Origin of the sequence: Staphylococcus sp. HMSC055C03, from assembly GCF_001809385.1 — a bacterium.
In the GTDB taxonomy this organism is placed as follows: Bacteria; Bacillota; Bacilli; order Staphylococcales; family Staphylococcaceae; genus Staphylococcus; species Staphylococcus simulans.
Window position 1 is genome coordinate 77,166 of record NZ_KV797475.1, and the last position, 22,003, is coordinate 99,168.

Genomic DNA, 22,003 nt, shown 5'->3' on the forward strand with positions numbered 1-22,003 from the left:
ATAACCGGTTGAACATTTATTCAGGTAAGTTCAATCGGTTATCCTTTATCTGTTAAATTTTTACCATAGACTGCAAGCATGTCAGATAAACTGTTGTAGTGCTTCAGTAATCTGAAAGTTATCATGGCACAAGCTTTCGCATCATTTAAAGCATCATGGTGTCCATGAAAATCTAAATGATAATAATCCATCATGTATTTTAAACCGTATCGTCGGTTATTAATGGTTCTACGAGCAAGTTGTAGTGAACAGAAGTAAGTCATATTAGGTGTCTGTAAACCTAAGGCTTGAATGCTGGCATGCATTACTGTCATATCAAATGCGGCATTATGCGCAACAACTGGTAAATTATCTATAAACTGCATCATGTAAGGAAACACAAAATTGAAGTCAGGCGCTGTTTCAACATCTTGAGGTTTAATGCCATGTACATTGATGTTTTGATTAGAAAAGTAGTCCTTAGGATTCACTAATGTATAAAACGTTTCAATAATTTCATTTTCAACTACTTTAACCATACCGACGGAACAAATACTTGTACGCTTACCGTTTGCGGTTTCAAAGTCCAACGCAACAAATGCATTTTGGTGTTTCAAAAGTAATTCGACCTTTCTATATGTGATGATTTAAGTAATAAAATACTACTGGATAGGAAAGTGAGAGTCAAGTGTTTGACTTTGATAGTGTTTATAGAATATTTTTAATTAAAGTCTGAGACGTGTTATAATTATTCAGGTTGATATTTAGAGGAGTGAAGCGAATGAGACAATGGACGGCGATCAACTTAGCCAAGTTAGCGCGCAGAGCCAGCCGTGCTGTAGGGAAACGCGGTACAGATTTACCAGGGCAAGTAGCCAGAAGAATTGATAAAAATATATTACGAAATTTAGCAGAACAAGTCGATGATGTTGTATTTATTAGTGGTACAAACGGTAAAACAACCACGTCGAATTTAATAGGTCATACATTAAAGGCCAATAATATAAAAATAATTCATAATAATGAAGGTGCGAATATGGCTGCAGGGATTACATCTGCATTCATCGTACAATCTCAATCAGATACAAAAATCGCGATTATTGAAATCGATGAAGGTTCTATACCAAGAGTGTTAAAAGAAATGACACCGACAATGATGGTCTTCACGAACTTCTTCCGCGATCAAATAGATCGCTTCGGTGAAATTGATATTATGGTTAACAACATCGCAGAAGCCATCAGTCATAAAGGCATTAAACTATTATTGAATGCCGATGATCCATTTGTGAGTCGTTTAAAAATTGCGAGTGAATCTAATGTCTATTACGGCATGAAAGCACATGCACATGAGTTTGAACAAAGTACGATGAATGAAAGCAAATATTGTCCGAACTGTGGTCGCTTATTAGTGTATGATTATATTCACTATAATCAAATCGGTCATTATCATTGCGAATGTGGTTTTAAACGTGAGCAACCGAAGTATGAAGTGTCTAAGTTCACAGTATCACCTTTTATTCATTTAACGATTGGTGATACAACATTCGATATGAAAATTGCTGGTGACTTTAATGCTTATAACGCCATCGCAGCGTATAGTGTTTTACGTGAATTAGGTTTAAATGATGAATCTATCCGTAAAGGCTTTGAAACATATACATCAGATAATGGACGTATGCAGTATTTCAAATCAGGTTCAAAAGAAGCTATGATTAATTTGGCGAAAAACCCAGCAGGGATGAATGCAAGTTTATCTATGGGCGAACAGCTTGAAGGCAAAAAAGTCTATGTCATCAGCTTAAATGACCATGCGGCAGATGGCAGAGATATTTCATGGATTTACGATGCTGACTTTGAAAAACTAAGCGAACAAGATATTGAAGCAATTATTGTCACAGGTAATCGTGCTGAAGAATTACAATTACGTTTAAAACTTGCTGAAGTGGATGTACCAGTTATTGTAGAACGTGATATTTATAAAGCGACAGCTAAAACAATGGATTATCCAAGTAAAACTGTCGCAATTCCGAACTATACATCACTTGCGCCGATGTTAGAGCAATTAAACCGTTCGTTTGAAATGAGGGAACAAAGATGAATGAATTAACGTTATATCATTTTATGACAGATAAATTGAATTTATATAGCGATATCGGTAATATCATCGCATTAAAACAACGCGCAAAATGGCGCAATATCAAATTGAACGTTGTTGAAGTCAATGAAACAGAAGGTGTAACTTTTGATGGATGTGATATCTTCTTTATCGGCGGCGGCAGTGACCGTGAACAAGCGCTTGCGACGAAAGAATTAAGTAAAATCAAAAGTAAATTGAAAGATGCCATAGAAGAAGGAATGCCTGGATTAACAATTTGCGGCGGTTATCAATTCTTAGGTAATAAGTACATCACACCTGATGGGACAGAGCTTGAAGGCCTAGGTATTTTAGATTTTTATACACAATCTAAAAAAGAACGTCTGACAGGTGATATTGTCATTGAAAGTGATACATTCGGAACAATTGTCGGTTTTGAAAATCACGGCGGCAGAACGTATCATAACTATGATACATTAGGAAAAGTAACGCATGGATTTGGTAATAACGATGAAGACGGTAAAGAAGGCATTCATTATAAAAACTTGTTAGGCACTTATTTACATGGCCCTATTTTACCGAAGAACCATGAAATTACAGATTACTTATTAGAGCAAGCATGTATTCGTAAAGGTATTCCATTTGAACCGCGTCAATTGGATAATACTGCGGAAGAAGCGGCTAAACAAGCCATTGTCGATCGCTTTGAAAATAAATAAGAAATACAAGATAGCACTAAAAGCTATAATATAAATAAAAAGGTCACTTTTTGAAAATCAGTTCAAAAAGTGACCTTTTCTGTTAAGCATAACGTTCATCGAGAATACGATAAGTCATGAGAATTTCATAAATGATATGGCTTTTAACTTGTTGTTTTTCAAATTCATCTAAACGAATCACACTGCGTTTTAATATTTCAGCATCTTCATCTACACGTTCAAAACCACCTGTTTCTATAATTTCACTGATACTTTCTGCGATGTTCAAGATAGCTGTTTGTTCAGCTTTCGTGAAGTGAAACTTAGTGTTCTTAGGCAAATAGACAATGTTAGATAAATGGGTAATAAACAGGCGATCTGTATGTGCACGATTAGACAGTGCTTTAAGTTTAACCCAATCTTCTTGGTCTTTGTGGTATTCTAATTCGTCTTTTTGGTAACGAATTAATGTGTCTACTCGCAAGATGGCTGAAAGTAATTTTTCTAATTTTTGATTAGTTTTAGTAGAATTAAATTTTTCATTCACCAATTCTTTTAAACGTAGACTATAGAGATGATACATATCTGTTTCAACTTTTTGTGCGTTCTCAGCAACTTGATGATAGTATTTTGGCGGTAAAACAATTAAGTTTACCAAACCAGCTGTAACTAAACCGATGACCGCTGTTAAAAGTCGTGAGAAGAAATTAAATAAATAATGATCTCCAATACCTGGTATCATGGCCATAGCGGTTAAAGTCGCAACTGTAATACCATCATGTAATTTTAATTTTGCGCAAATAAAGATTGTACAGGTGGCGCTCATCGCATAAGCAAGTGCTGATTTATCACTGAAAATATACGTAAAGAGTACAGCTAAGAGCGCACCGATAACAGTCGCAGGCAAACGTTTATATCCTTTTTTGAGTGATGCTTTTGCGGTTGGTTCAATGGTGACGATGGCGCTTAAAGTGGCATAAATCGGGTTAAGATTGAGCGCCATGCAAAAGAAGGCTGTCAAAAATGTGGCAAGTCCAGTTTTGATAGTTCTTGCGCCGATAATTTTGCGATACCATTTGTCTTGTGTCATAAAAAAATTTACCTCACTTGATGTCGGCAACTTTGTTGCAACATAGTTCCATTTGCAGTTATTAACGAATGAACTGCTTCTTACAGATTTAGTATAACAAACATTTTTTGCTATAATAAGAAAGAATGAGTGTTAATTATGATAATTTCGTATCATAATGAGACATATAAGCGCACGTGCGCTGCATTATCAATTATTGAATAAGGAAAGGGATCGCACATGATTGTAAAAACAGAAGAAGAATTATTAGGCTTAAAAGAAATCGGATATATTTGTGCATTAGTCAGAGATACAATGCAAGAAGCAACAAAACCGGGTGTAACAACTAAAGAATTAGATAACATTGCTAAAGATTTATTTGAACAACACGGTGCTTTGTCTGCACCTATCCATGATGAAAATTTCCCTGGTCAAACTTGTATCAGTGTAAATGAAGAAGTGGCACATGGTATTCCAGGTAAACGCAAAATCCGTGAAGGGGATTTAGTTAATATAGATGTATCTGCATTAAAAAATGGATATTATGCAGATACTGGTATTTCATTTGTTGTGGGTGAACCAAGTGACCCGATGAAACAAAAAGTATGTGAAGTTGCTGAAGAAGCGTTTGACAATGCAATGAAAAAAGTCAAACCAGGTAGCAAACTAAGTCAAATCGGTAAAGCAGTACACGCAACTGCACGTAAAAATGATTTGAAAGTTATCCGTAACTTAACAGGTCATGGTGTAGGCAGTTCACTACATGAAGCACCTAATTACGTTCTAAACTACTATGATCCAAAAGATAAAACATTACTAAAAGAAGGTACTGTGATTGCAGTAGAACCTTTCATTTCTTCTAATGCAACATTTGTAACTGAAGGTAAAAATGAATGGGCTTTTGAAACAAGCGATAAAAGTTATGTCGCACAAATCGAACATACGGTTATTGTGACGAAAGATGGTCCATTATTAACAACGAAAATAGATAAAACAGAAGAATAATTCCTTGGTATCATGGGAATTAGGACTAAAGTATGAAAGTAAAATGGTTCCAGAGCCTATCGTGAGGCGTCTGGAATTATTTTATAATGGAATCAATCATAAATGAGGTGATTCCATGAATATCATAGCAATTTATTTAGACAAACTTTATCACACTACAGTTAAATACAGTATTACGAATTGCCAAGCGCATTTAAACAGAAAGTTACATTCAACTAAACAATATATCGCTTATTTAAACCGCAAAAGACAAAATATCGTGGCATATATTGAACAATTGACGACTGAAGTAGAAAATAAATACATCGATTTGATGGATCAATATCAAATCAGTAATGTACAACGCATGGAAAATATTAATAATGCAGAGTTGTCTGCATTAATGCATGACTTAAACGAAGCAGAATCTGATTGTGCAAGAATTGAAGCAGATTTATCAGAGCAAAATAAAACACGTATTACGCTTGAAAGAGAATGTGATATGATTGCACAAATGAGTTTAGTTGCATAGAAAAGGTGGCGAAACATGACCAATAAGTATATCTCAACTGAGATGTTGATAATATTTACAGCATTAATGATTATAGCCAATTTTTACTATATCTTTTTTGAAAAAATCGGCTTTATTCTCGTATTATTATTAGGGATTATCTTAATGTACGTAGGCTATCTTTATTTCCATAAAGTCCGAGGTCTGTTGGCCTTTTGGATTGGTGTATTAATGATTGCCTTTACACTGCTCTCTAACAAATATACGATTATTATTCTTTTTATTTTCTTAGTGCTGATTATTATTCGTTATATCGTCTTCAAATTTAAACCGATGAAGATTATTGCTTCTGATGAAGAAGTTACTTCACCGCAATTTATTAAACAAAAATGGTTCGGTAATCAAAGAACTCCTGTTTATGTTTATAAGTGGGAAGACTTGCAAATTCAACATGGCATTGGCGATATCCATATTGATTTAACGAAAGCAGCAAATATTAAAGAAAATAACACGATTGTGATGAGACACTTCATTGGTAAGATTCAAATTATTGTGCCGATGAATTACAATATCAATCTTCACGCAGCAGCATTTTATGGTAATGCGACTGTGAATCAGAATACGGTTAAGATTGAAAATAATCATATCCAAATGACTGAAGAAACAAAAGAAGAAAACTATAACATCAATATTTATACTTCGACATTTATTGGTGATGTTGAGGTGGTTTATAGATGAACCACTATATCAGAGCCATCGGTTCGATGCTGATATTGAACTATAGTATATTAGCGATTTTCTTTTTTATAGACAAAGTATTCGTCAACATCATCTACTTTCAAGGAATGTTTTACACGCAGATTTTCGGCATTCCTGTTTTCTTATTTTTAAATATTATAGTGATTTTGATGAGTATTATTGTTGGTTCTGTGTTAGCGTATAAAGTGAACGAACAAAATGATTGGATTAAAACACAAATTGAACATTCCATTGAAGGGGAAGTTGTCGGTATTAATGATCAAAATATCGAACTCTACCAAGAAACTTTGGATATCTATCATACACTTGTGCCATTAAACCAAGAGTTACATCGACTACGTATTAAAACACAAGATTTGACCAACGAAACATATAATTTAAATGACGTTAAAGTGAAGAAAATTATAGAAGATGAACGCCAGCGTTTAGCTAGAGAATTGCATGATTCAGTTAGTCAGCAATTATTTGCGGCAAGTATGATGTTATCGGCGATTAAGGAATCACCACTTGAACCGCCGCTTGATCAGCAAATTCCGACACTAGAAAAGATGGTACAAGATTCGCAACTAGAAATGCGTGCATTGTTATTACATTTAAGACCGCTTGGCTTAAAAGATCGCTCACTTGGGGAAGGAATTAAAGATCTTGTTGTGGACTTACAAAAGAAAGTGCCTATGAAAGTAGTTTATGATATTGAAGACTTTGAGGTACCAAAAGGCATAGAAGATCATTTATTCCGTATCACCCAAGAAGGGATTTCCAATACACTGCGACATGCAGAAGGCACAAAATTAACGATAGATTTATTTAATAAAGATGATTATCTGTTATTGCGTATTCAAGATGATGGTAAAGGCTTTGATGTAGATGAAAAAATGGAGAAAAGCTATGGATTGAAGAATATGCGAGAGCGAGCATTAGAAATCGGGGCAACACTGCATATTGTTTCTTTGCCTGGGGCAGGGACAAGAATTGAAGTGAAGGCTCCATTGAATAAGGAGGAAAATGATGGCGATTAAAGTATTATTTGTCGATGACCACGAAATGGTTCGTATCGGCATCTCAAGTTATTTATCTACACAACCTGATATAGAAGTCGTCGGGGAAGGCAAATCAGGTAAAGAAGCAATTGAAAAAGCTCATGAATTGCAGCCTGATTTAATCTTGATGGATTTGTTGATGGAAGACATGGATGGCGTAGAAGCTACAATGCAGATTAAAAAAGATTTACCTCAGATTAAAGTATTGATGCTGACAAGTTATATTGAGGATAATGAAGTGTATCGTGCTTTAGACGCTGGGGTAGACAGTTATATTCTAAAAACGACGAGCGCAAGTGATATCGCAGAAGCGATTCGTAAAACATATCGTAACGAAGCGGTGTTTGAAGCGGAAGTACTTGTTAAAATGCGTAATCGCATGAATCAACGTGCTGAATTATATGAATTATTAACAGATAGAGAAATGGAAATTTTATTGTTAATCGCAAAAGGTTATTCTAACCAAGAAATCGCTAGTGCGTCACATATTACGATTAAAACAGTTAAAACACATGTGAGTAATATATTAAGCAAGCTAGAAGTTCAAGACAGAACACAAGCTGTTATTTACGCATTCCAACATGATTTAATTCAATAAAAGAAAAGGCAAGATTGAAAATGAGTGCTTTCAATCTTGCCTTTGTATTATCCATAATACAGTTTATGTACTATTTATTTTTTTCTGCCAGTTCATAGCCATCTTGGATTAATTCTAATTCGCCAGTATGCGGATCAATCACAAGACCATGAATTGGTACTTTTTTATCAAATAATGGATGATGATAAAGCATATCAATATTATGTTTAACATTATCACTTGCGTTTTCGAAGCCTTCTAAGAAGTTGTCCACGTCTACACCAGAGTGTTTGATAATATCAAACGTTTCATCAGTAACGCCACGTTCTTTCATTGCATCTTTTACAGTATTTACGTCTAAACTACCCATGCCGCAGTCTTTGTGTGCCATAATAATAATTTCTTCAGCACCTAATGCATAAATACCAACTAATAAACTTTTAATTGTAGAACCGTATGGATGCGTAATAATAGCGCCTGCATTTTTGACTACTTTTAAATCTCCGTTATTAAAACCTAAAGCTTTTGTGCCTAAGTCTTGTAAACGTGTATCCATACAAGTGAATAATACTGCTTTTTTATTTGGTTTTTTACTTGTGGAATAGTTTTCAAACTCTTTGTTTTCCACAAATTCCTTATTGTAAGATAAAATACTGTCTAATAATGTCATCTTATTTACACTTCCTGTATCCTGAATTTAGTTGTTTTGTTATATCAAGATGAATTGACTGTCATGACTAGTTCACAAAAATGTCACTAACCAAATATTATCATACCCTAATGAATACATAAAATAACATGTTTTTAAAAAATAAAAGAAAAAGAGCAACATCAACTTTGATTTTATACAAAGTGACTTGCTCTTTAAGTAATATGATTATCTTTCAGTATGAGGATTCTGCATTTCTGCACGTTCAAATTCACGTTCTTCAAGTGAATCTCCGTGTTTCAATGTTCTGCGTTGGTTAATAATCGCATTGATCTCAGCACCGACAATGATGATGAAACCAGTGATATATAGCCATAACATTAACACGATGATACCACCGATACTGCCGTATGTTTTAGAGTAGTTTGAGAAGTTTGAAACATAGAAACCAAACGCTGCAGTACCTAGAATCCATACTATTGATGCGAAAAGTGCACCTGGTAATACAGATTTGAATTTAATTTTGATATTCGGTGCTAGGGCATATAGTGTTGAGAATAATAAGAAAATCACGATAAATGGTAATAAGAATCGTAAAATACTAAATACCCATTTCACTTGGCTATCAAGTCCAAGCGGACCAAATAATAAATGACCGATTTGTTGACCGAAAACTGGTAAGATTAAGGCCGCAATAAATACTGCACCCATAATCACAGTGAATAGCACACTGATTAATTTCAATACGATAGGGTTTCTGCCGTCTTCAACATCATATGCTACGTTGAACGCGTTCATTAAGGCTGTCATACCATTTGAGGCAGACCAAAGTGCCAAAATCAAACCTACTGATAAAATACCGCCGCTGGCATTTTTCATAATATCTTCGATAATACCTGTCAGTAGATCCGCTGTAGAAGCAGGTGCATTTTTTGCAATCATACCGACAATTTTATTTCTATCGATTTGGAATAATGGTAAAAGTGAAAGCAAGAATAGCAACATAGGGAACAGTGATAACATAAAGTAATATGAAAGCTGTGCTGCTAAGCCTGTCGCATCATCTTTACCAATTCGATAAATTAAAAATGAAAAGAAATTGGAATCTTTCGTATATTTAGCAGGTTTGTTATTTCTAGCTACAAAGAATGTCTGATTTGATTTTTTTGGTGACTTAGATTTGAATTCTTGGGGTGCCACATAATTATTATGATCTTCGTGTGTAATACCCTCAGACTTTTCTTTTACTTTTTGAAAAATCCCTTCTTTTTTATTATTTTTGTCTTTTTCATTTGAATGAGACATAACATGTACTCCTTTATTACTATATTCAGTTGGTCAATGAGTTGAAAAAAGGGGGATAGAACTTAGATGAGTAAAACTCACTTAAGTTTATCCCTATAGTCAACGCATTGTAATGCTCTTAAACCTATAATTAGTTTAAGTGTTTATCGTTTTGTTTACGCTCTTGTAACGTGTTTTTCGCATTTTTCAATGCACGTTCTAATTCTGGGTTATTGCGACGAATTTCTTCGATAGCATCTTTCCAGTAAAGAACTTCTTCTTTGATTACGCTGATTTTTGAAGGTCCTCTGTCAGAACGTTTACCTTCTTTTAAGTTCTGAATACTGCTTTTTAATGCATTTCGCGTATTTTTGTCAGCTAATGTAATTGCTCCGCCGACTAAAGCGCCTAATAAAATGCCTGGTACTAATTTGTTATTCATAATTTATCTACCCCTCTTTAGAATTTGTGTCTTTAAGAATGTAATCAATTAAATTATCACATGATGATTGTACCATATCGAATACACCCTCAAAATTATTTGTATAGTAAGGATCAGGTACATCTTGTTCTTCCATATCGCTGAATTCCAACAATTTGAATAATTGGCCCTTCAACTCTGGATTGATACGCTTAATGTTATCCACATTACTTTGATCCATCGCAATAATGTAATCAAAGTCATCCGTAGATTCAAATAGTTCACTGATCATACCGTCAAAAGGTATGTTGTGAGTATTTAGAATGCGTTGTGTTCCTTCGTGAGGTGCTTGGCCTAAATTCCAACTGCCTGTACCGCGTGAGACAACTTCAATGCCTTCTATACCGCGGTCTTTCAGACGTTGTTTCATAATTGCTTCAGCCATTGGAGAACGACAAATATTGCCTAAACAGACAAATGCTACTGTAGTCATATTTTACCTCCAAATTATTTTTCAGCCGGATAAATAAAGCGTATGATGAACATAGATACAAGGTATACCTAACGTTCCATAGATAATATTTACCCGAACTCTGATGAAATAACCCATATAATATTATCTTATCGGTTTTTAACCAACATCTAAAGAGTAAATTATCAAAAGTTTTCAGGAATTGTTGAGTTTGATAATATATAAACATAAAGAGGTGATTTAAATGTCAGAAACAAATAGAGATATGATCATTGATATCAGAGAGAAACTAAACGTGGTAAACGTTAATCTAATCGATCCTGATAAATTTGAAGATGCAGATGAAGCTAAAATCAAAGAAATTCATAGCTTTGTTACTTCAAAAGAAAAATTTTCACCAAGTGAAGTGACTGCCATCGCATCTGAATTAGGCGAACTACGACAATCGTAAGAACAAACAGCAGTCAGAATAAGGAGGAACTTTGTTATGTCACAATTACAAGAAAAGCTAAAACAATATGCACAACTTATCGTAGATGTCGGTATGAATGTGCAAGAGGGGCAACCAGTATTTATTCGTTCATCAGTAGATGCTTTAGAATTAACGCATGATATCGTTGAGGCAGCATACAAACGCGGCGCTTCTGATGTAAGAGTAAAATATGCAGATGATACATTAAGACGTTTAAAATTTGAACATGAATCTGTAGAATACTTCGAAGAAAATGATTTGAAAGATTATGATATTGAAGAACGTATGGATTATGTAAAACGTGGTGCTGCGAACTTAGCTTTAATGAGTTCTGACCCTGATTTATTAAGTAATGCAGATAGTGCTAAAAAAGCAGCTTTCGGCAAAGCTTATTCAAAAGGATTCAAAGGATATATGGAAGCAATTCAAAATAATGACTTACCATGGTGTGTAGTCGTATATCCGAACAAAGCATGGGCACAACGTGTCTATCCTGAATTAGATGCTGAAGCAGCTTATGAAAAATTCATTGATGAATTATTAGACATTGTTCGTGTAGATGGTAATGATCCGATTGAAAACTGGAATCAACATATCCAAAACTTAAGTGAACACGCTAAATATCTACAAAACAAACAATATTCAGCACTTCACTATGTTTCAGAAGGTACAGATTTAACAATTGGCTTGCCTAAGAATCATTTATGGCAAGATGCGACAAGTTTCACAAATGATGGACAAGAATTTATTGCCAATATCCCAACTGAAGAGGTATTTACAGCCCCTGATCGTAATCGTGTAAACGGTCATGTGACAAATAAACTTCCGCTCAGCTATAACGGAACGCTGATCGATGGCTTTACGCTTACATTTAAAGATGGCAAAGTTGTAGATTTTTCTGCTGAAAAAGGGGAAGAAGTATTACGTGACTTACTTGATACTGATGAAGGTTCAAGATATCTAGGGGAAGTCGCGTTAGTTCCAGACGATTCACCGATTTCAAATCGTAATCGTGTCTTTTATAACACATTGTTAGATGAAAATGCTTCTTGCCACATCGCATTAGGCGCTGGTTATCCGTTTACGATAATTGGCGGTACAGAAATGACACGTGAACAATTAACAGAAGAAGGTTTAAATGATGCGTTTATTCATGAAGACTTCATGATTGGCAGCGCAGATTTAACGATTTATGGTATCACGCAAGATGGGGAAGAAGAGATTGTGTTTAAAGACGGTAACTGGGCTTACTAAAATAAATATAATCAATTCATAAAGGAGATCAATTGTGGAACAAAGAGAAAGTAAACCAATGTCAGCATCAAAAACTGTAAAAGATCGTCAAGTATATCCGCAAGATACGAATCATCATCATACTATGTTCGGTGGACTCTTAATGGCGAACATTGATGAAATTGCGGCAATCTGCGCTATGAAACACAGCAGTACGCCAGTTGTTACAGCTTCTACAGATTCAGTGGACTTTTTATTACCTATTCGTAATGGAGATATTATTTCATATGAAGCAATGGTTTCATACGCTGGTTCAAGTTCAATGGAAGTTTGTGTACAAATCATTCTTCAAGATATCATCAATGATAAAAAACATATGGCAGCACTCAGCTTCTTAACATTTGTAGCGTTAGATGAAAACGGCAAACCAACAGAAGTACCAGATGTTTATCCTGAAGGTGAAATTCAAGAATGGTTCCATAGTACTGCGCCTGCACGTGTAAAACGCAGAAAAGAACGTCGTCAAGAAAGTAAAGATACCTTAGAGTTCTTAACGAGAAGACGACATATTGAATAAAATAAGCAATTAAAAATGGCATCTCAACATAAAATGAAGTGTTGAGATGCCATTTTGTATTATTAACGTTATTGTTGCTGGAAGATGCGATGCATCATTTTTTCTTTTTCTCGGAAATCAGTATTTGGATAATACATATTTTTTACAAGTAAGTTCGGTCCTAAGCAATGTACCGGTGCACAATGACAATTCAAACTTTGTGCTAAGTCTGAAGCGAGCCATTTGTCGAAAACATCTGTAAGACGATCGGTTTGGATATTAGAAATAGAACCTGTCTCATCGCCGAAGTCCGTCACAATCACATCGCCAGTAAAGACATTGACGTTCAAACGGCTGCGGCCGTCTGGATCATTACGTAAGCTGACGTTTTTTGCTGAACGCAGTTGTTTGAATAATTGTGCATCGTCTTCATCTTGAATGCATGGATAAATCGGTAGTGTCCCAAACAACATCCATACAGATTCGTCACGAATTTCTAAAAGGTGACGTATAGTTTCTTTAATTTCTTTCAAACTAAGTACGTTAAGCTGACTCGCAAAATCAGATGGATACATCGGATGAATTTCATGTCGACTGCATTTCATATCATTTACCACTTCACGATGAATTTTTTCAAGGTAAGGTTTCGTGCTTTGGTTCAACATCGTTTCAGCAGAGACAAACATGCCTTGTTCAGATAATGTTCTAGAATTCTCAATCATTTGTTCATAAAGTTTGAGTTTTGCTTTAAGCGGCGGCTGTTTTTCCATTGCGCCGAATCCAACTGTAGCGAATTCATCCGTTGTTCCCCAGTTGTGTGAAATATGCATCACGTCTATGTATTCAGCAATATCTAAATAGCGATCTTGCGGCAAAGTTAAATTAGAGTTCATTTGTGTATAAATACCGCGATCATAGGCATATTTTAATAGCGGTTTAACCACATTTCGAATTGATTTCTTAGAAAACATCGGTTCGCCGCCTGTAATAGATAGGGTACGTAAATTAGGAATTTCATCTAAACGTTTAAACATTAATTCCATTGGAAGCGGTTCAGGATCTCTTGTTTGTAAGGTATAACCGACAGCACAATGACTGCAGCGCATATTACATAAATTCGTTGTGGTGAATTCAATATTGCTTAACTGCAAGCTGCCGAACGCTTCGACATCGTTGTATGCCTCCCAAGGATCATTTGCTATAGTAATCGGCTTTTTAATATTCGTAGATTGGCCAATCATAATTTTGCCTTCTTTCTGTACAATGTATTTCTTAATAAAAAAGGGGTAATGTGAAGTGAAAGATTCAAATCACAAAAGATGAGTCATTCCATATTATTAATATTCTAGTGAATTTTGTCAATCGCATGTTAGAATAGGATTATATTTTTAAAGAAGGAGCCTTATCATGAAAATGAGCGAAAATGAATTAATTACGAACATTAAAACGAGATTATCTGAATTTGTAGATGAAATTGATCATGTGGATCCAGATAAAGTCAGTGTTGAAGATGTTGATGAATGGATTGGTTTACTGGACCAATTAGAAGAAAAAGTAAAACTTTATCAACGTGAGAAGTAAGGTCTCATACTTTCTATGTTTAAATCATGACATTTTGGTCTATACAATAAGTACAATCAAAGACAAAAGTAATTCTGAATACAATTTATTGTATAGAATAGAAAGGTGATAAATAAATGGCACAAACAGTAGCAATTATTTTAGGTAATGACTTTGAGGATATTGAATTAACTAGTCCAAAAGAAGCAATCGAAGAAGCAGGCTACAATACAGTGATTATCGGCTCAGAAGCTGGAGAAGAAGTCGTAGGTAAACACGGTACAAAAGCTAAAGTTGATGTAGATATCGGCTCAGCTGAACCAAGCGATTATTCAGCATTATTAATTCCAGGCGGATTCTCACCAGACCATTTACGTGGAGACGTAGAAGGAAGATATGGTACATTCGCAAAAGCATTTATCAAAGAAGATGACCCAATCTTTGCGATTTGCCATGGTCCACAAGTATTAATTGATACTGATGATTTAAATGGCCGTACGTTAACAGCGGTATTAAACGTACGTAAAGACTTAGAAAACGCAGGTGCACATGTTAAAGATGAATCAGTAGTCGTTGATAAAAATCTTGTAACAAGCCGTACACCTGATGATTTAGATGACTTCAACAAAGCAATTGTTGACGCATTAAAAAATAATGAAAAATAAGCAGTTATAAGCTTAGCCGGAATATCTATGAGATATTCCGGTTTTTTACATATCCAGGAGTATCCATGTGTACTACTCAAGACCGATTTTGTGTCAAAACGTATAATTCTTATTTCATATCAAACAGTTCTCAATTATAATATGTGTGAAATACTAAAATAGATTGAGGAGATCTGTGTATGAAAAGAAGCAAAAGGCTATCGAGGTCTCAACGTGAGACAACAAGAGGCACACAGAATACACCCCATTATAATACTTATTATCAACCCGTAGGTACACCGCCGAGAAAAAGAAAAAGCAAAGGGCTATTTTTAAAATTACTTATTGGACTCATTATTGTAATTGCACTCTTCTTTGGTGTGATGTATGCATTGTCATCACGTGCCAATGTAGAGGACTTAAAAATCATTGAAAATAAATCTACGTTTGTTCCAATCGATGATATGCCGAATTATACTAAAGGCGCTTTTATCGCTATGGAAGATGAGCGATTCTATGACCATGGCGCATTTGATGTGAAAGGTATATTTAGAGCACTGTTCACGACTTTAAGTGATCAATCGGTACAAGGTGGCAGTACAATCAGTCAACAAGTTGTTAAGAATTATTATTATGGAAATGAACAAAGTTTTACACGGAAAGTGAAAGAAATATTGGTCGCATCGCGTATGGAACGGGAATATTCTAAAGAAGAGATATTGAGCTTTTACGTTAATAATATTTATTTTGGTGATAATCAATATACTATTGAAAGTGCTGCAAATCATTACTTTGGTACAACGACCGTCGCAAACAGTCAAAATATGCCGACGATTAGTGTGCTTCAAAGTGCCATTTTAGCAAGTAAAATTAATGCGCCAAGTGTATATGATGTCAATAATATGTCACAGAACTATATTAACCGTGTCAAAATCAATTTAGAAAAGATGAAGCAGCAAGGTTATATCAACGATGAACAATATAAAACAGCATTAGCTCAGTTAGGCGTTTAATGCGATTTCAGGCAATCAGTATATTCAGCTGCATTGCCTTTTTTATATGCCGCATGCTTAAAAGAGACAATGTATGTTACTTGTGTAAATTCAGGAGGATAATGCTATAAAAGTACATGCATTTGTTTTACAATAAGTATCGATACCGTTATGAATTTAAGAGAAGAGGTGAGACCATGCCTAAAATTACAATGATTGAAGTTCAAAAGAAAAATAAAGAGCGGTTTAATTTATACTTAGACGGTGCCTTTGAGATGGGTATCGATATGGATACTTTAGTACACTTTAATTTAAAAAAAGGCGATGCGCTCACTGCTGAAGATATGATGCATATTCAAAAGTATGAGCATTATCGCTTAGGGTTACATTACGCTGTTCAATATCTTTCATATCGTAAAAGAACTGAACAAGAAGTCATTACACATTTACAAAAACATGAAATCAATGAGGTAGCTATTGCAGAAGTCATTGCTTATTGTCATCAAGAAGGCTATATTGATCATCAAGATTATGCGGAAAGTTTAAAAAATACTATGATTCGGACTACTGATAAAGGGCCTGAAATTTACAAACAAAAGCTTTATAAAGCCGGAGTCGAAAAGAATATTATTGAAGATTATGGCGAACGTTATGAACAAGAACAACCGCTTGAAGATATCGTTGCGCTTGCTGATAAATTGATGCATCAAAAGAAAGGGCCGATGAAGAAGCGGACAGATAAAGTGAAACAATCATTATTACAAAAAGGCTATTCATTCGAGATGATTAATGAAGCGATGCAAGCCTTAGATTTTGAACCAGATACAGATGAAATTGATGCTTTATTGCAAAAGGAATTAGAAAAAGTGTATCGTAAAAATGAACGCAAATATAGCGGGCAACAACTTGTGATGAAAACAATAGAAGCACTTCTCAGAAAAGGCTATGAGTATGATACAATTAAAGATAAATTAAGAGAAAGCGGGATTAGTGATGACTGAGAAAAGTTTAAGCGAAATGACTAAGAGTGAAATTCTAAATGAAATACAAAAATATAAAGAAAAAATGCGTAAAGCAGAAATGAACGGCATTTTAAATGAATATGATGTCTACCGTACAAAAGTCATCATTGCGGAAAGTTACTTAGTAGATACAGATAAAATTGAATTCGGTAAACTTTATGAATTAAATGATGGTACGAAACGTTATATGCGTGTAGATCGTTTGAAAGGTGTCTTTGCATGGGGCAAAATCCTGCATAGCGGGCTAAGTGAAGAAGGCATCCCAGTCGCATTATTAAAACTTTAGAAGGATGTAGAAATTATGGCGAGTTCGATTGTATTAAAATTACTGAATATTACACATTATTATCGTAAAAAGAATAGAAAAAAATGGTATCTGCCGTATGGTTATGATGCTGAAGATATCGAATTGAATAATGTGTCACTTCACTTATATCAAGGAGAATCATTAGGTATTATAGGGGAGCCTGGTGCGTCGAAAACGTTAATCGGCAGAATCTTAGCCGGTGAAGTTAAACCTGATAAAGGGCGTATCCGACGTAACGGCAGTTTATATTTCGGAGATATCGAAGATAAACATTTACACGAAGAAACGGTGACTGCACTTGTTCAAAATGCAGTGGAATTATTTACATATACGGTTTCTGGATATAAAGTCGAACAAATTTTGCGCTATGCTGATTTATATGAGCAGAAAGATAAGCTAGTTTACCAGTTAACTGATCGTGAGTATGCACAATTAATTGTAAGTTTAGCACGTACGTCTAAAGCAGATATCATTATCTTTAATCATGTATTAAGTGAATTGGATGATGCATTTATGGAGAAAGCCATAACACTTTCTCAAGATTACATAGATGATGAACTTACAATGATTACAATCGATGATAATTTAAAGATTATCCAGGCAGTATGTAACTATGCCGTATGGATTTCACATGGCCAATTACGTATGGAAGGTCCATTGAGTCGTGTGTTGCCTGCATTTAAAGAACATGAACGAGACCGTCAATCATTAAAAACTGAAGAAGAAAAAGCGCAGTTTGATGTAGACTGGAAAGAAAAACGTACGCGTATTCCTGAAATGTCTTATAACTTCAAACGAATTGAACGTTATAAACACGCAAAACCGACACCTTTCTTGGCACGTGTTATCGGTTGGAGTGTTTTGTTACTGGTCGGCTTTATTTTTACAGCGGTATTGTTGTTTAACAATTTAGGGATTGTGCATTTTGCGCAAAACACTGAACAAAGTAAATTACAAGCTCAGAAAAAAGGTGTATTTGATGAGACTTTGACCTACGGTATTGTGATGAATAACAATATTGAAGTTAAAGGGATTGACCATAAACAAAAAGTGAAGCTGCCGAAATATACATTTGTGACGATTACTGGAGAAAATGATAATAAATATCGACTGGTTATCGATGATAAATCTTATGTAATTGGTAAAAATAAATTATATCATTTCAATCCAGCAGGTCTTTATGAAAGACATAGTAAAGATACACTCGAAGATTACATGAAATCTAATTATATTAATTATATAGATTTCTATAATAGTCACTTAGGACAATCTCATAAGAAAGCAGTTAAAAGTTTAGTTCCTGAGAAAGATCAACGTTTTGTTGCGCCAGTCACACAACAGCCTGTAGATTTATTGTTCAATGATAATGATCATTTAACAGGATTTGTATTCCCGATTGTTGATAAAGACAAATTAAAAGATAAGTTTGATATTCAAGGGGATTACTGGGTCACAAAATCAGGCAATGGTTACTTTATTGCTGATTTGAAAGATAATAAATGGATTTATATAGAATTGTAGGTGAGACCGTTTGATAGATAAATTGATAAATTTTTATTATAGCTTGCCGCAAATGATGAAACATTTAATGGGGAGTTTGAAGCGGAATTGGAGATGGTTCGCGATTCCGCTTGTAGCTTCAGTGTTGTTATTACTCGTAATGTTGCTGTTTTTAAAAATCATTAATGCGACAGAAGAAACACAAGCTGTGTGGTATTACCGCTTCATCGGTTTCATCACATTATCTTGGACACTTGTTACTTTATATTTCAACACAATGCGTTATCGCAGAGATTATTATGAATATAAGAGCTATGACTATCCAACCGCTTTTAAAAGTATTATCTATACACTGATTTTTTCAGTAGGATTATTACTTTCTATCGCATTAGTTGTCCTGGTCAAACCCGTCAACTTAGATAGTTCATTTTGGGCTATTGGCTTTTACTGGGTCATGTGGAATTTATTTGTGATGATTGTTTCGCAAGTATTAGGTTTAGTAAGAATGATCAGCCGTTACAATATTTTTGATATGACACTCTATATCGTATTTGCGGTTATGTTCATTATCGTACCGATCTTTTTCATTCCAGGTCCACATAAATCAATTTGGATGCATATTTTAATGTTGAATCCATTATTTTATTTAGTTTCTGGTATTGAAGAAGCTGTGATTATCGGTGTTAATAGTTTGGGCAATATACCTTATCATTTCTTCTTTATTGTATGGTTAGGGATCGCAAGTCTATTATTATATATTCTAAGACCACATATCGCATATGAGAAGTTTAGAATGACAACTAATCGTTCTATTCATTTAAAAAATACGGCTGAACCTGAAAAGGTGAAAAACTCCAATTTTGATCATTAATCAAATGAGTTTAGGTATATTAAAATAATCATAGAAAAAATAAAACGAGAACAAAGTGTAGTTGATACATTTTGTTCTCGTTCTTTTATTAATGTGTATAAAGTTTTTTCATCAATTTCTGTTCACTAAAGACCCAACCTGTGTATGAATGGGTGATATTTAAGTCTTGGTCCAAATGTACAATCGCTACGAAAGAATAGTGATCTTTGTTTAAATAACGTAAGTCGATGAAGCGGACTTCAAGAATATTATCGCTTAAACGACGAGTATCCCATCTGTATATAGAAGAGAAGTTTAAAAACGCTTTGATATTAGGGTCGTTACGTAATACCTGCATTAATTCTTCATCAGGGAATGGTTGACGTTTCACTTTATCAGCGAAAACGACGTTTGTCCCATAACTGCGTCCGACATAGTCGTGAGTTTGTGTTTGAACTGCGACACGCCATTCCATAAATTTCATAGTAGGTGCCACAAATACTTTAACTAAGTGTGCATTATCTTGACTGCTGACCATACGTAAAACACGTTTTCGAATCGTGGCTTGGAAGATAAAACGTACAATATAATAAATTACTAATACGATGAAAATTGGAATATACACCGCAAAAGCATTTAAGCCAAAAGCCCATAGCACAATGCCTAAACACCATAAAATAAAGATGTAAGGATCAAAGGTATTAATGACACTCAATTGTATCCATTTATTTGAGAAAGGCCGCAACGCTTGCGTACCGTAGGAATTAAATATATCTACAAAGACGTGTAAAAAGACTGCAAGTTGTGCCCATAGCCAAATATGCAATGGATTAATATGGCTGAAAAAGGTAAAAACGAGTAAGGTTATAAGTATCGGCCATAATATAGTGAAAGGTATTGAATGTGTGATACCTCTATGATTAGATATATAAACAGCATTATTTTTTAGTTTTAATACAGTGTCGCTGTCAGGAATTAAAGAACCTGCGATTAAGGTTGTAGCCGCAGCACCAAAATGATCTGACAGGGTCGGGTCATGCATGGCTAGCGCAGTAAGCCCAATGCCCATGACGATATGTGTGCCTGTATCCATAATTGTTCACTCATTTCAATTAATCTTACATATAGTATAAAACATAATGACAAATAACTAAATCAATTCACCCTTAATTAAAGGGTGTGTTGACAAGAGAGAAGGAGAACTATTGAAGAATGAAACAGCAAAATAGTTTCAAAAGAGATTTATTAGATTGGTTTGAAACCAATCAACGTGAAATGCCTTGGCGAGAAACGACTAATCCTTATTATATCTGGATCAGTGAAGTTATGCTTCAACAGACACAAGTTAAAACAGTGATAGATTATTATCATCGTTTCACAGAACGTTTTCCGACAGTTGAAGATTTAAGTCAAGCATCACAAGATGAAGTTTTAAAATATTGGGAAGGATTAGGCTATTATAGTCGTGCGCGCAATTTTCACCATGCAGTGCAAGAAGTTGCGACACAATATAACGGTAATGTCCCAAGCAATCCGGATTTGTTCGGACGATTAAAAGGTGTGGGACCTTATACACAAGCAGCGGTGATGAGTATTGCGTTTGACTTACCATTGCCAACCGTTGATGGTAATGTCTTTCGTGTGTGGTCTCGCTTAAATAATGATTTCAGTGATACTACAAAACAATCTGTCCGCAAAAAATTCGAAAGTGAATTGCGTCCTTATGTCACAACACATGCAGGCCAATTTAACCAAGCTATGATGGAACTTGGCGCATTAATTTGTACACCGAAATCACCGCTTTGTTTATTATGTCCGGTTCAATCACACTGCGAAGCATTAGAAGAGGGGACGATTGATCAACTACCCGTCAAACCTAAAAAGATTAAAAAGAAGACAATTAAACAAAATTGTTATGTCATTTATAATCAAAATGATGAAGTGTTAATTGAACAACGTACAGAAAAGCTATTACATGGAATGTGGGAGTTCCCGATGTATGAAGCAACTTATAGTGAAGAACAGCTTCATGATTTATTACAACAAGATATATCTATTAGTGAGACACCGATATTTAAGTTAAAACATCAATTCACACATTTAACTTGGGACATTCATGTCTATCAAGTTGACGATGTTATAGATGAGTCACAAACACAATTAAGTGATCGCTTTGTATGGATGCGTTTAGAGGATAGAGATCACTACAACTTTCCAGCATCGATGCATAAAGTATTAAACTATTTAACAACGAAGTAGTTAAGTCTGAGTTTAAAAAAGCATTATGTTATAATTGTGATTGTGAAAAATAGCCAGGAGGAGGTGTGGA

26 protein-coding genes are annotated in these 22,003 nt (G+C 34.7%); 18 read left to right on the top strand and 8 right to left on the bottom strand.

Annotated elements, in window-relative coordinates; translation table 11 throughout:
• Positions 1 to 38: 38 nt before the first annotated feature.
• Positions 39 to 596, bottom strand: a complete 558-nt coding sequence (locus tag HMPREF2603_RS02335; protein ID WP_060803964.1) for a 3'-5' exonuclease — start codon at positions 594 to 596, stop codon at positions 39 to 41.
• A gap of 164 nt (positions 597 to 760) precedes the next feature.
• Between HMPREF2603_RS02335 and HMPREF2603_RS02340 the strand changes: the two genes are divergently transcribed.
• Positions 761 to 2,077 carry a lipid II isoglutaminyl synthase subunit MurT gene (locus tag HMPREF2603_RS02340; protein WP_060803963.1) on the top strand — a complete coding sequence of 439 codons (1,317 nt, stop codon included), beginning with the start codon at positions 761 to 763 and terminating at the stop codon, positions 2,075 to 2,077.
• Positions 2,074 to 2,793, top strand: coding sequence for a lipid II isoglutaminyl synthase subunit GatD (locus HMPREF2603_RS02345; protein WP_023015863.1), 720 nt, complete (start codon positions 2,074 to 2,076; stop codon positions 2,791 to 2,793). Before HMPREF2603_RS02340 ends, HMPREF2603_RS02345 begins: the two co-directional genes overlap by 4 nt.
• A gap of 82 nt (positions 2,794 to 2,875) precedes the next feature.
• Here the strand turns inward: HMPREF2603_RS02345 and HMPREF2603_RS02350 are convergent, their stop codons facing one another.
• Positions 2,876 to 3,862: an FUSC family protein gene (locus HMPREF2603_RS02350; RefSeq protein ID WP_002481667.1), complete on the bottom strand. Its 987-nt coding sequence runs from the start codon at positions 3,860 to 3,862 to the stop codon at positions 2,876 to 2,878.
• Positions 3,863 to 4,081: 219 nt separating this feature from the next.
• Here HMPREF2603_RS02350 and map point away from each other — a divergent pair, with 219 nt between their 5' ends.
• The 5 genes from map (at position 4,082) to HMPREF2603_RS02375 (ending at position 7,733) form a co-directional block, all read left to right on the top strand.
• Complete coding sequence (gene map / locus HMPREF2603_RS02355; protein WP_060803962.1) at positions 4,082 to 4,846, top strand: type I methionyl aminopeptidase; 765 nt, start codon at positions 4,082 to 4,084, stop codon at positions 4,844 to 4,846.
• Between the two features lie 115 nt (positions 4,847 to 4,961).
• A complete protein-coding gene (locus tag HMPREF2603_RS02360; protein ID WP_002481665.1) occupies positions 4,962 to 5,357 on the top strand; it encodes a hypothetical protein in 396 nt (131 codons plus the stop codon).
• Positions 5,358 to 5,372: 15 nt separating this feature from the next.
• Positions 5,373 to 6,074 (top strand): cell wall-active antibiotics response protein VraT, encoded by a 702-nt coding sequence (gene liaF / locus HMPREF2603_RS02365; protein WP_002481664.1) that lies wholly within the window; start codon positions 5,373 to 5,375, stop codon positions 6,072 to 6,074.
• Positions 6,071 to 7,114 (top strand): sensor histidine kinase VraS, encoded by a 1,044-nt coding sequence (locus tag HMPREF2603_RS02370; RefSeq protein WP_002481663.1) that lies wholly within the window; start codon positions 6,071 to 6,073, stop codon positions 7,112 to 7,114. Before liaF ends, HMPREF2603_RS02370 begins: the two co-directional genes overlap by 4 nt.
• Positions 7,104 to 7,733, top strand: a complete 630-nt coding sequence (locus HMPREF2603_RS02375; RefSeq protein ID WP_002481662.1) for a response regulator transcription factor VraR — start codon at positions 7,104 to 7,106, stop codon at positions 7,731 to 7,733. Before HMPREF2603_RS02370 ends, HMPREF2603_RS02375 begins: the two co-directional genes overlap by 11 nt.
• Before the next feature lie 70 nt (positions 7,734 to 7,803).
• On the opposite strand, the gene HMPREF2603_RS02380 is transcribed toward HMPREF2603_RS02375, so the two are convergent.
• The 4 genes from HMPREF2603_RS02380 to HMPREF2603_RS02395 form a co-directional block, all read right to left on the bottom strand.
• On the bottom strand, positions 7,804 to 8,382 hold the full coding sequence (locus tag HMPREF2603_RS02380; RefSeq protein WP_002481661.1) for a beta-class carbonic anhydrase: 579 nt from the start codon (positions 8,380 to 8,382) through the stop codon (positions 7,804 to 7,806).
• 207 nt (positions 8,383 to 8,589) lie between these two features.
• Positions 8,590 to 9,666, bottom strand: a complete 1,077-nt coding sequence (locus HMPREF2603_RS02385) for a YihY/virulence factor BrkB family protein (RefSeq protein WP_002481660.1) — start codon at positions 9,664 to 9,666, stop codon at positions 8,590 to 8,592.
• A gap of 130 nt (positions 9,667 to 9,796) precedes the next feature.
• A complete protein-coding gene (locus HMPREF2603_RS02390) occupies positions 9,797 to 10,087 on the bottom strand; it encodes a hypothetical protein (RefSeq protein WP_002481659.1) in 291 nt (96 codons plus the stop codon).
• A gap of 7 nt (positions 10,088 to 10,094) precedes the next feature.
• Positions 10,095 to 10,559 carry a low molecular weight protein-tyrosine-phosphatase gene (locus tag HMPREF2603_RS02395; RefSeq protein WP_023015860.1) on the bottom strand — a complete coding sequence of 155 codons (465 nt, stop codon included), beginning with the start codon at positions 10,557 to 10,559 and terminating at the stop codon, positions 10,095 to 10,097.
• A gap of 223 nt (positions 10,560 to 10,782) precedes the next feature.
• On the opposite strand from HMPREF2603_RS02395, the gene HMPREF2603_RS02400 reads away from it, so the two are divergent.
• The 3 genes from HMPREF2603_RS02400 to HMPREF2603_RS02410 are packed head-to-tail and all read left to right on the top strand — an operon-like array spanning position 10,783 to position 12,820.
• Positions 10,783 to 10,989, top strand: coding sequence for a DUF1128 family protein (locus HMPREF2603_RS02400; RefSeq protein WP_002481657.1), 207 nt, complete (start codon positions 10,783 to 10,785; stop codon positions 10,987 to 10,989).
• A 36-nt stretch (positions 10,990 to 11,025) separates the two neighbouring features.
• A complete protein-coding gene (locus tag HMPREF2603_RS02405) occupies positions 11,026 to 12,264 on the top strand; it encodes an aminopeptidase (protein WP_023015859.1) in 1,239 nt (412 codons plus the stop codon).
• 58 nt (positions 12,265 to 12,322) lie between these two features.
• On the top strand, positions 12,323 to 12,820 hold the full coding sequence (locus tag HMPREF2603_RS02410) for an acyl-CoA thioesterase (protein ID WP_031262747.1): 498 nt from the start codon (positions 12,323 to 12,325) through the stop codon (positions 12,818 to 12,820).
• A 68-nt stretch (positions 12,821 to 12,888) separates the two neighbouring features.
• Here HMPREF2603_RS02410 and yfkAB read toward each other — a convergent pair whose 3' ends face one another.
• Entirely contained in the window at positions 12,889 to 14,040 is a 1,152-nt protein-coding gene (yfkAB, locus tag HMPREF2603_RS02415; RefSeq protein WP_002481654.1) for a radical SAM/CxCxxxxC motif protein YfkAB, read from the bottom strand.
• Positions 14,041 to 14,212: 172 nt separating this feature from the next.
• On the opposite strand from yfkAB, the gene HMPREF2603_RS13325 reads away from it, so the two are divergent.
• The 7 genes from HMPREF2603_RS13325 (at position 14,213) to HMPREF2603_RS02445 (ending at position 19,695) form a co-directional block, all read left to right on the top strand.
• On the top strand, positions 14,213 to 14,380 hold the full coding sequence (locus HMPREF2603_RS13325) for an SE1561 family protein (protein WP_096754677.1): 168 nt from the start codon (positions 14,213 to 14,215) through the stop codon (positions 14,378 to 14,380).
• Positions 14,381 to 14,496: 116 nt separating this feature from the next.
• Positions 14,497 to 15,024, top strand: coding sequence for a type 1 glutamine amidotransferase domain-containing protein (locus tag HMPREF2603_RS02420; protein ID WP_002481652.1), 528 nt, complete (start codon positions 14,497 to 14,499; stop codon positions 15,022 to 15,024).
• Between the two features lie 179 nt (positions 15,025 to 15,203).
• A complete protein-coding gene (gene sgtB, locus HMPREF2603_RS02425) occupies positions 15,204 to 16,016 on the top strand; it encodes a monofunctional peptidoglycan glycosyltransferase SgtB (protein WP_060803961.1) in 813 nt (270 codons plus the stop codon).
• 176 nt (positions 16,017 to 16,192) lie between these two features.
• Positions 16,193 to 16,996 (top strand): recombination regulator RecX, encoded by an 804-nt coding sequence (gene recX / locus HMPREF2603_RS02430; RefSeq protein ID WP_023015857.1) that lies wholly within the window; start codon positions 16,193 to 16,195, stop codon positions 16,994 to 16,996.
• Positions 16,989 to 17,303: a YfhH family protein gene (locus HMPREF2603_RS02435; RefSeq protein ID WP_002481649.1), complete on the top strand. Its 315-nt coding sequence runs from the start codon at positions 16,989 to 16,991 to the stop codon at positions 17,301 to 17,303. The genes recX and HMPREF2603_RS02435 overlap by 8 nt, the downstream gene beginning before the upstream one ends.
• Before the next feature lie 15 nt (positions 17,304 to 17,318).
• Positions 17,319 to 18,845: an ATP-binding cassette domain-containing protein gene (locus HMPREF2603_RS02440; protein WP_060803960.1), complete on the top strand. Its 1,527-nt coding sequence runs from the start codon at positions 17,319 to 17,321 to the stop codon at positions 18,843 to 18,845.
• A gap of 10 nt (positions 18,846 to 18,855) precedes the next feature.
• Positions 18,856 to 19,695, top strand: a complete 840-nt coding sequence (locus HMPREF2603_RS02445) for a hypothetical protein (protein ID WP_060803959.1) — start codon at positions 18,856 to 18,858, stop codon at positions 19,693 to 19,695.
• Positions 19,696 to 19,783: 88 nt separating this feature from the next.
• Here HMPREF2603_RS02445 and HMPREF2603_RS02450 read toward each other — a convergent pair whose 3' ends face one another.
• On the bottom strand, positions 19,784 to 20,767 hold the full coding sequence (locus tag HMPREF2603_RS02450; protein WP_002481646.1) for a metal-dependent hydrolase: 984 nt from the start codon (positions 20,765 to 20,767) through the stop codon (positions 19,784 to 19,786).
• A gap of 119 nt (positions 20,768 to 20,886) precedes the next feature.
• Here HMPREF2603_RS02450 and mutY point away from each other — a divergent pair, with 119 nt between their 5' ends.
• The gene (mutY, locus tag HMPREF2603_RS02455) at positions 20,887 to 21,933 is read left to right on the top strand and encodes an A/G-specific adenine glycosylase (protein ID WP_060803958.1); all 1,047 of its coding nucleotides are present in this window, start codon (positions 20,887 to 20,889) and stop codon (positions 21,931 to 21,933) included.
• The last annotated feature ends 70 nt before the right edge of the window (positions 21,934 to 22,003 follow it).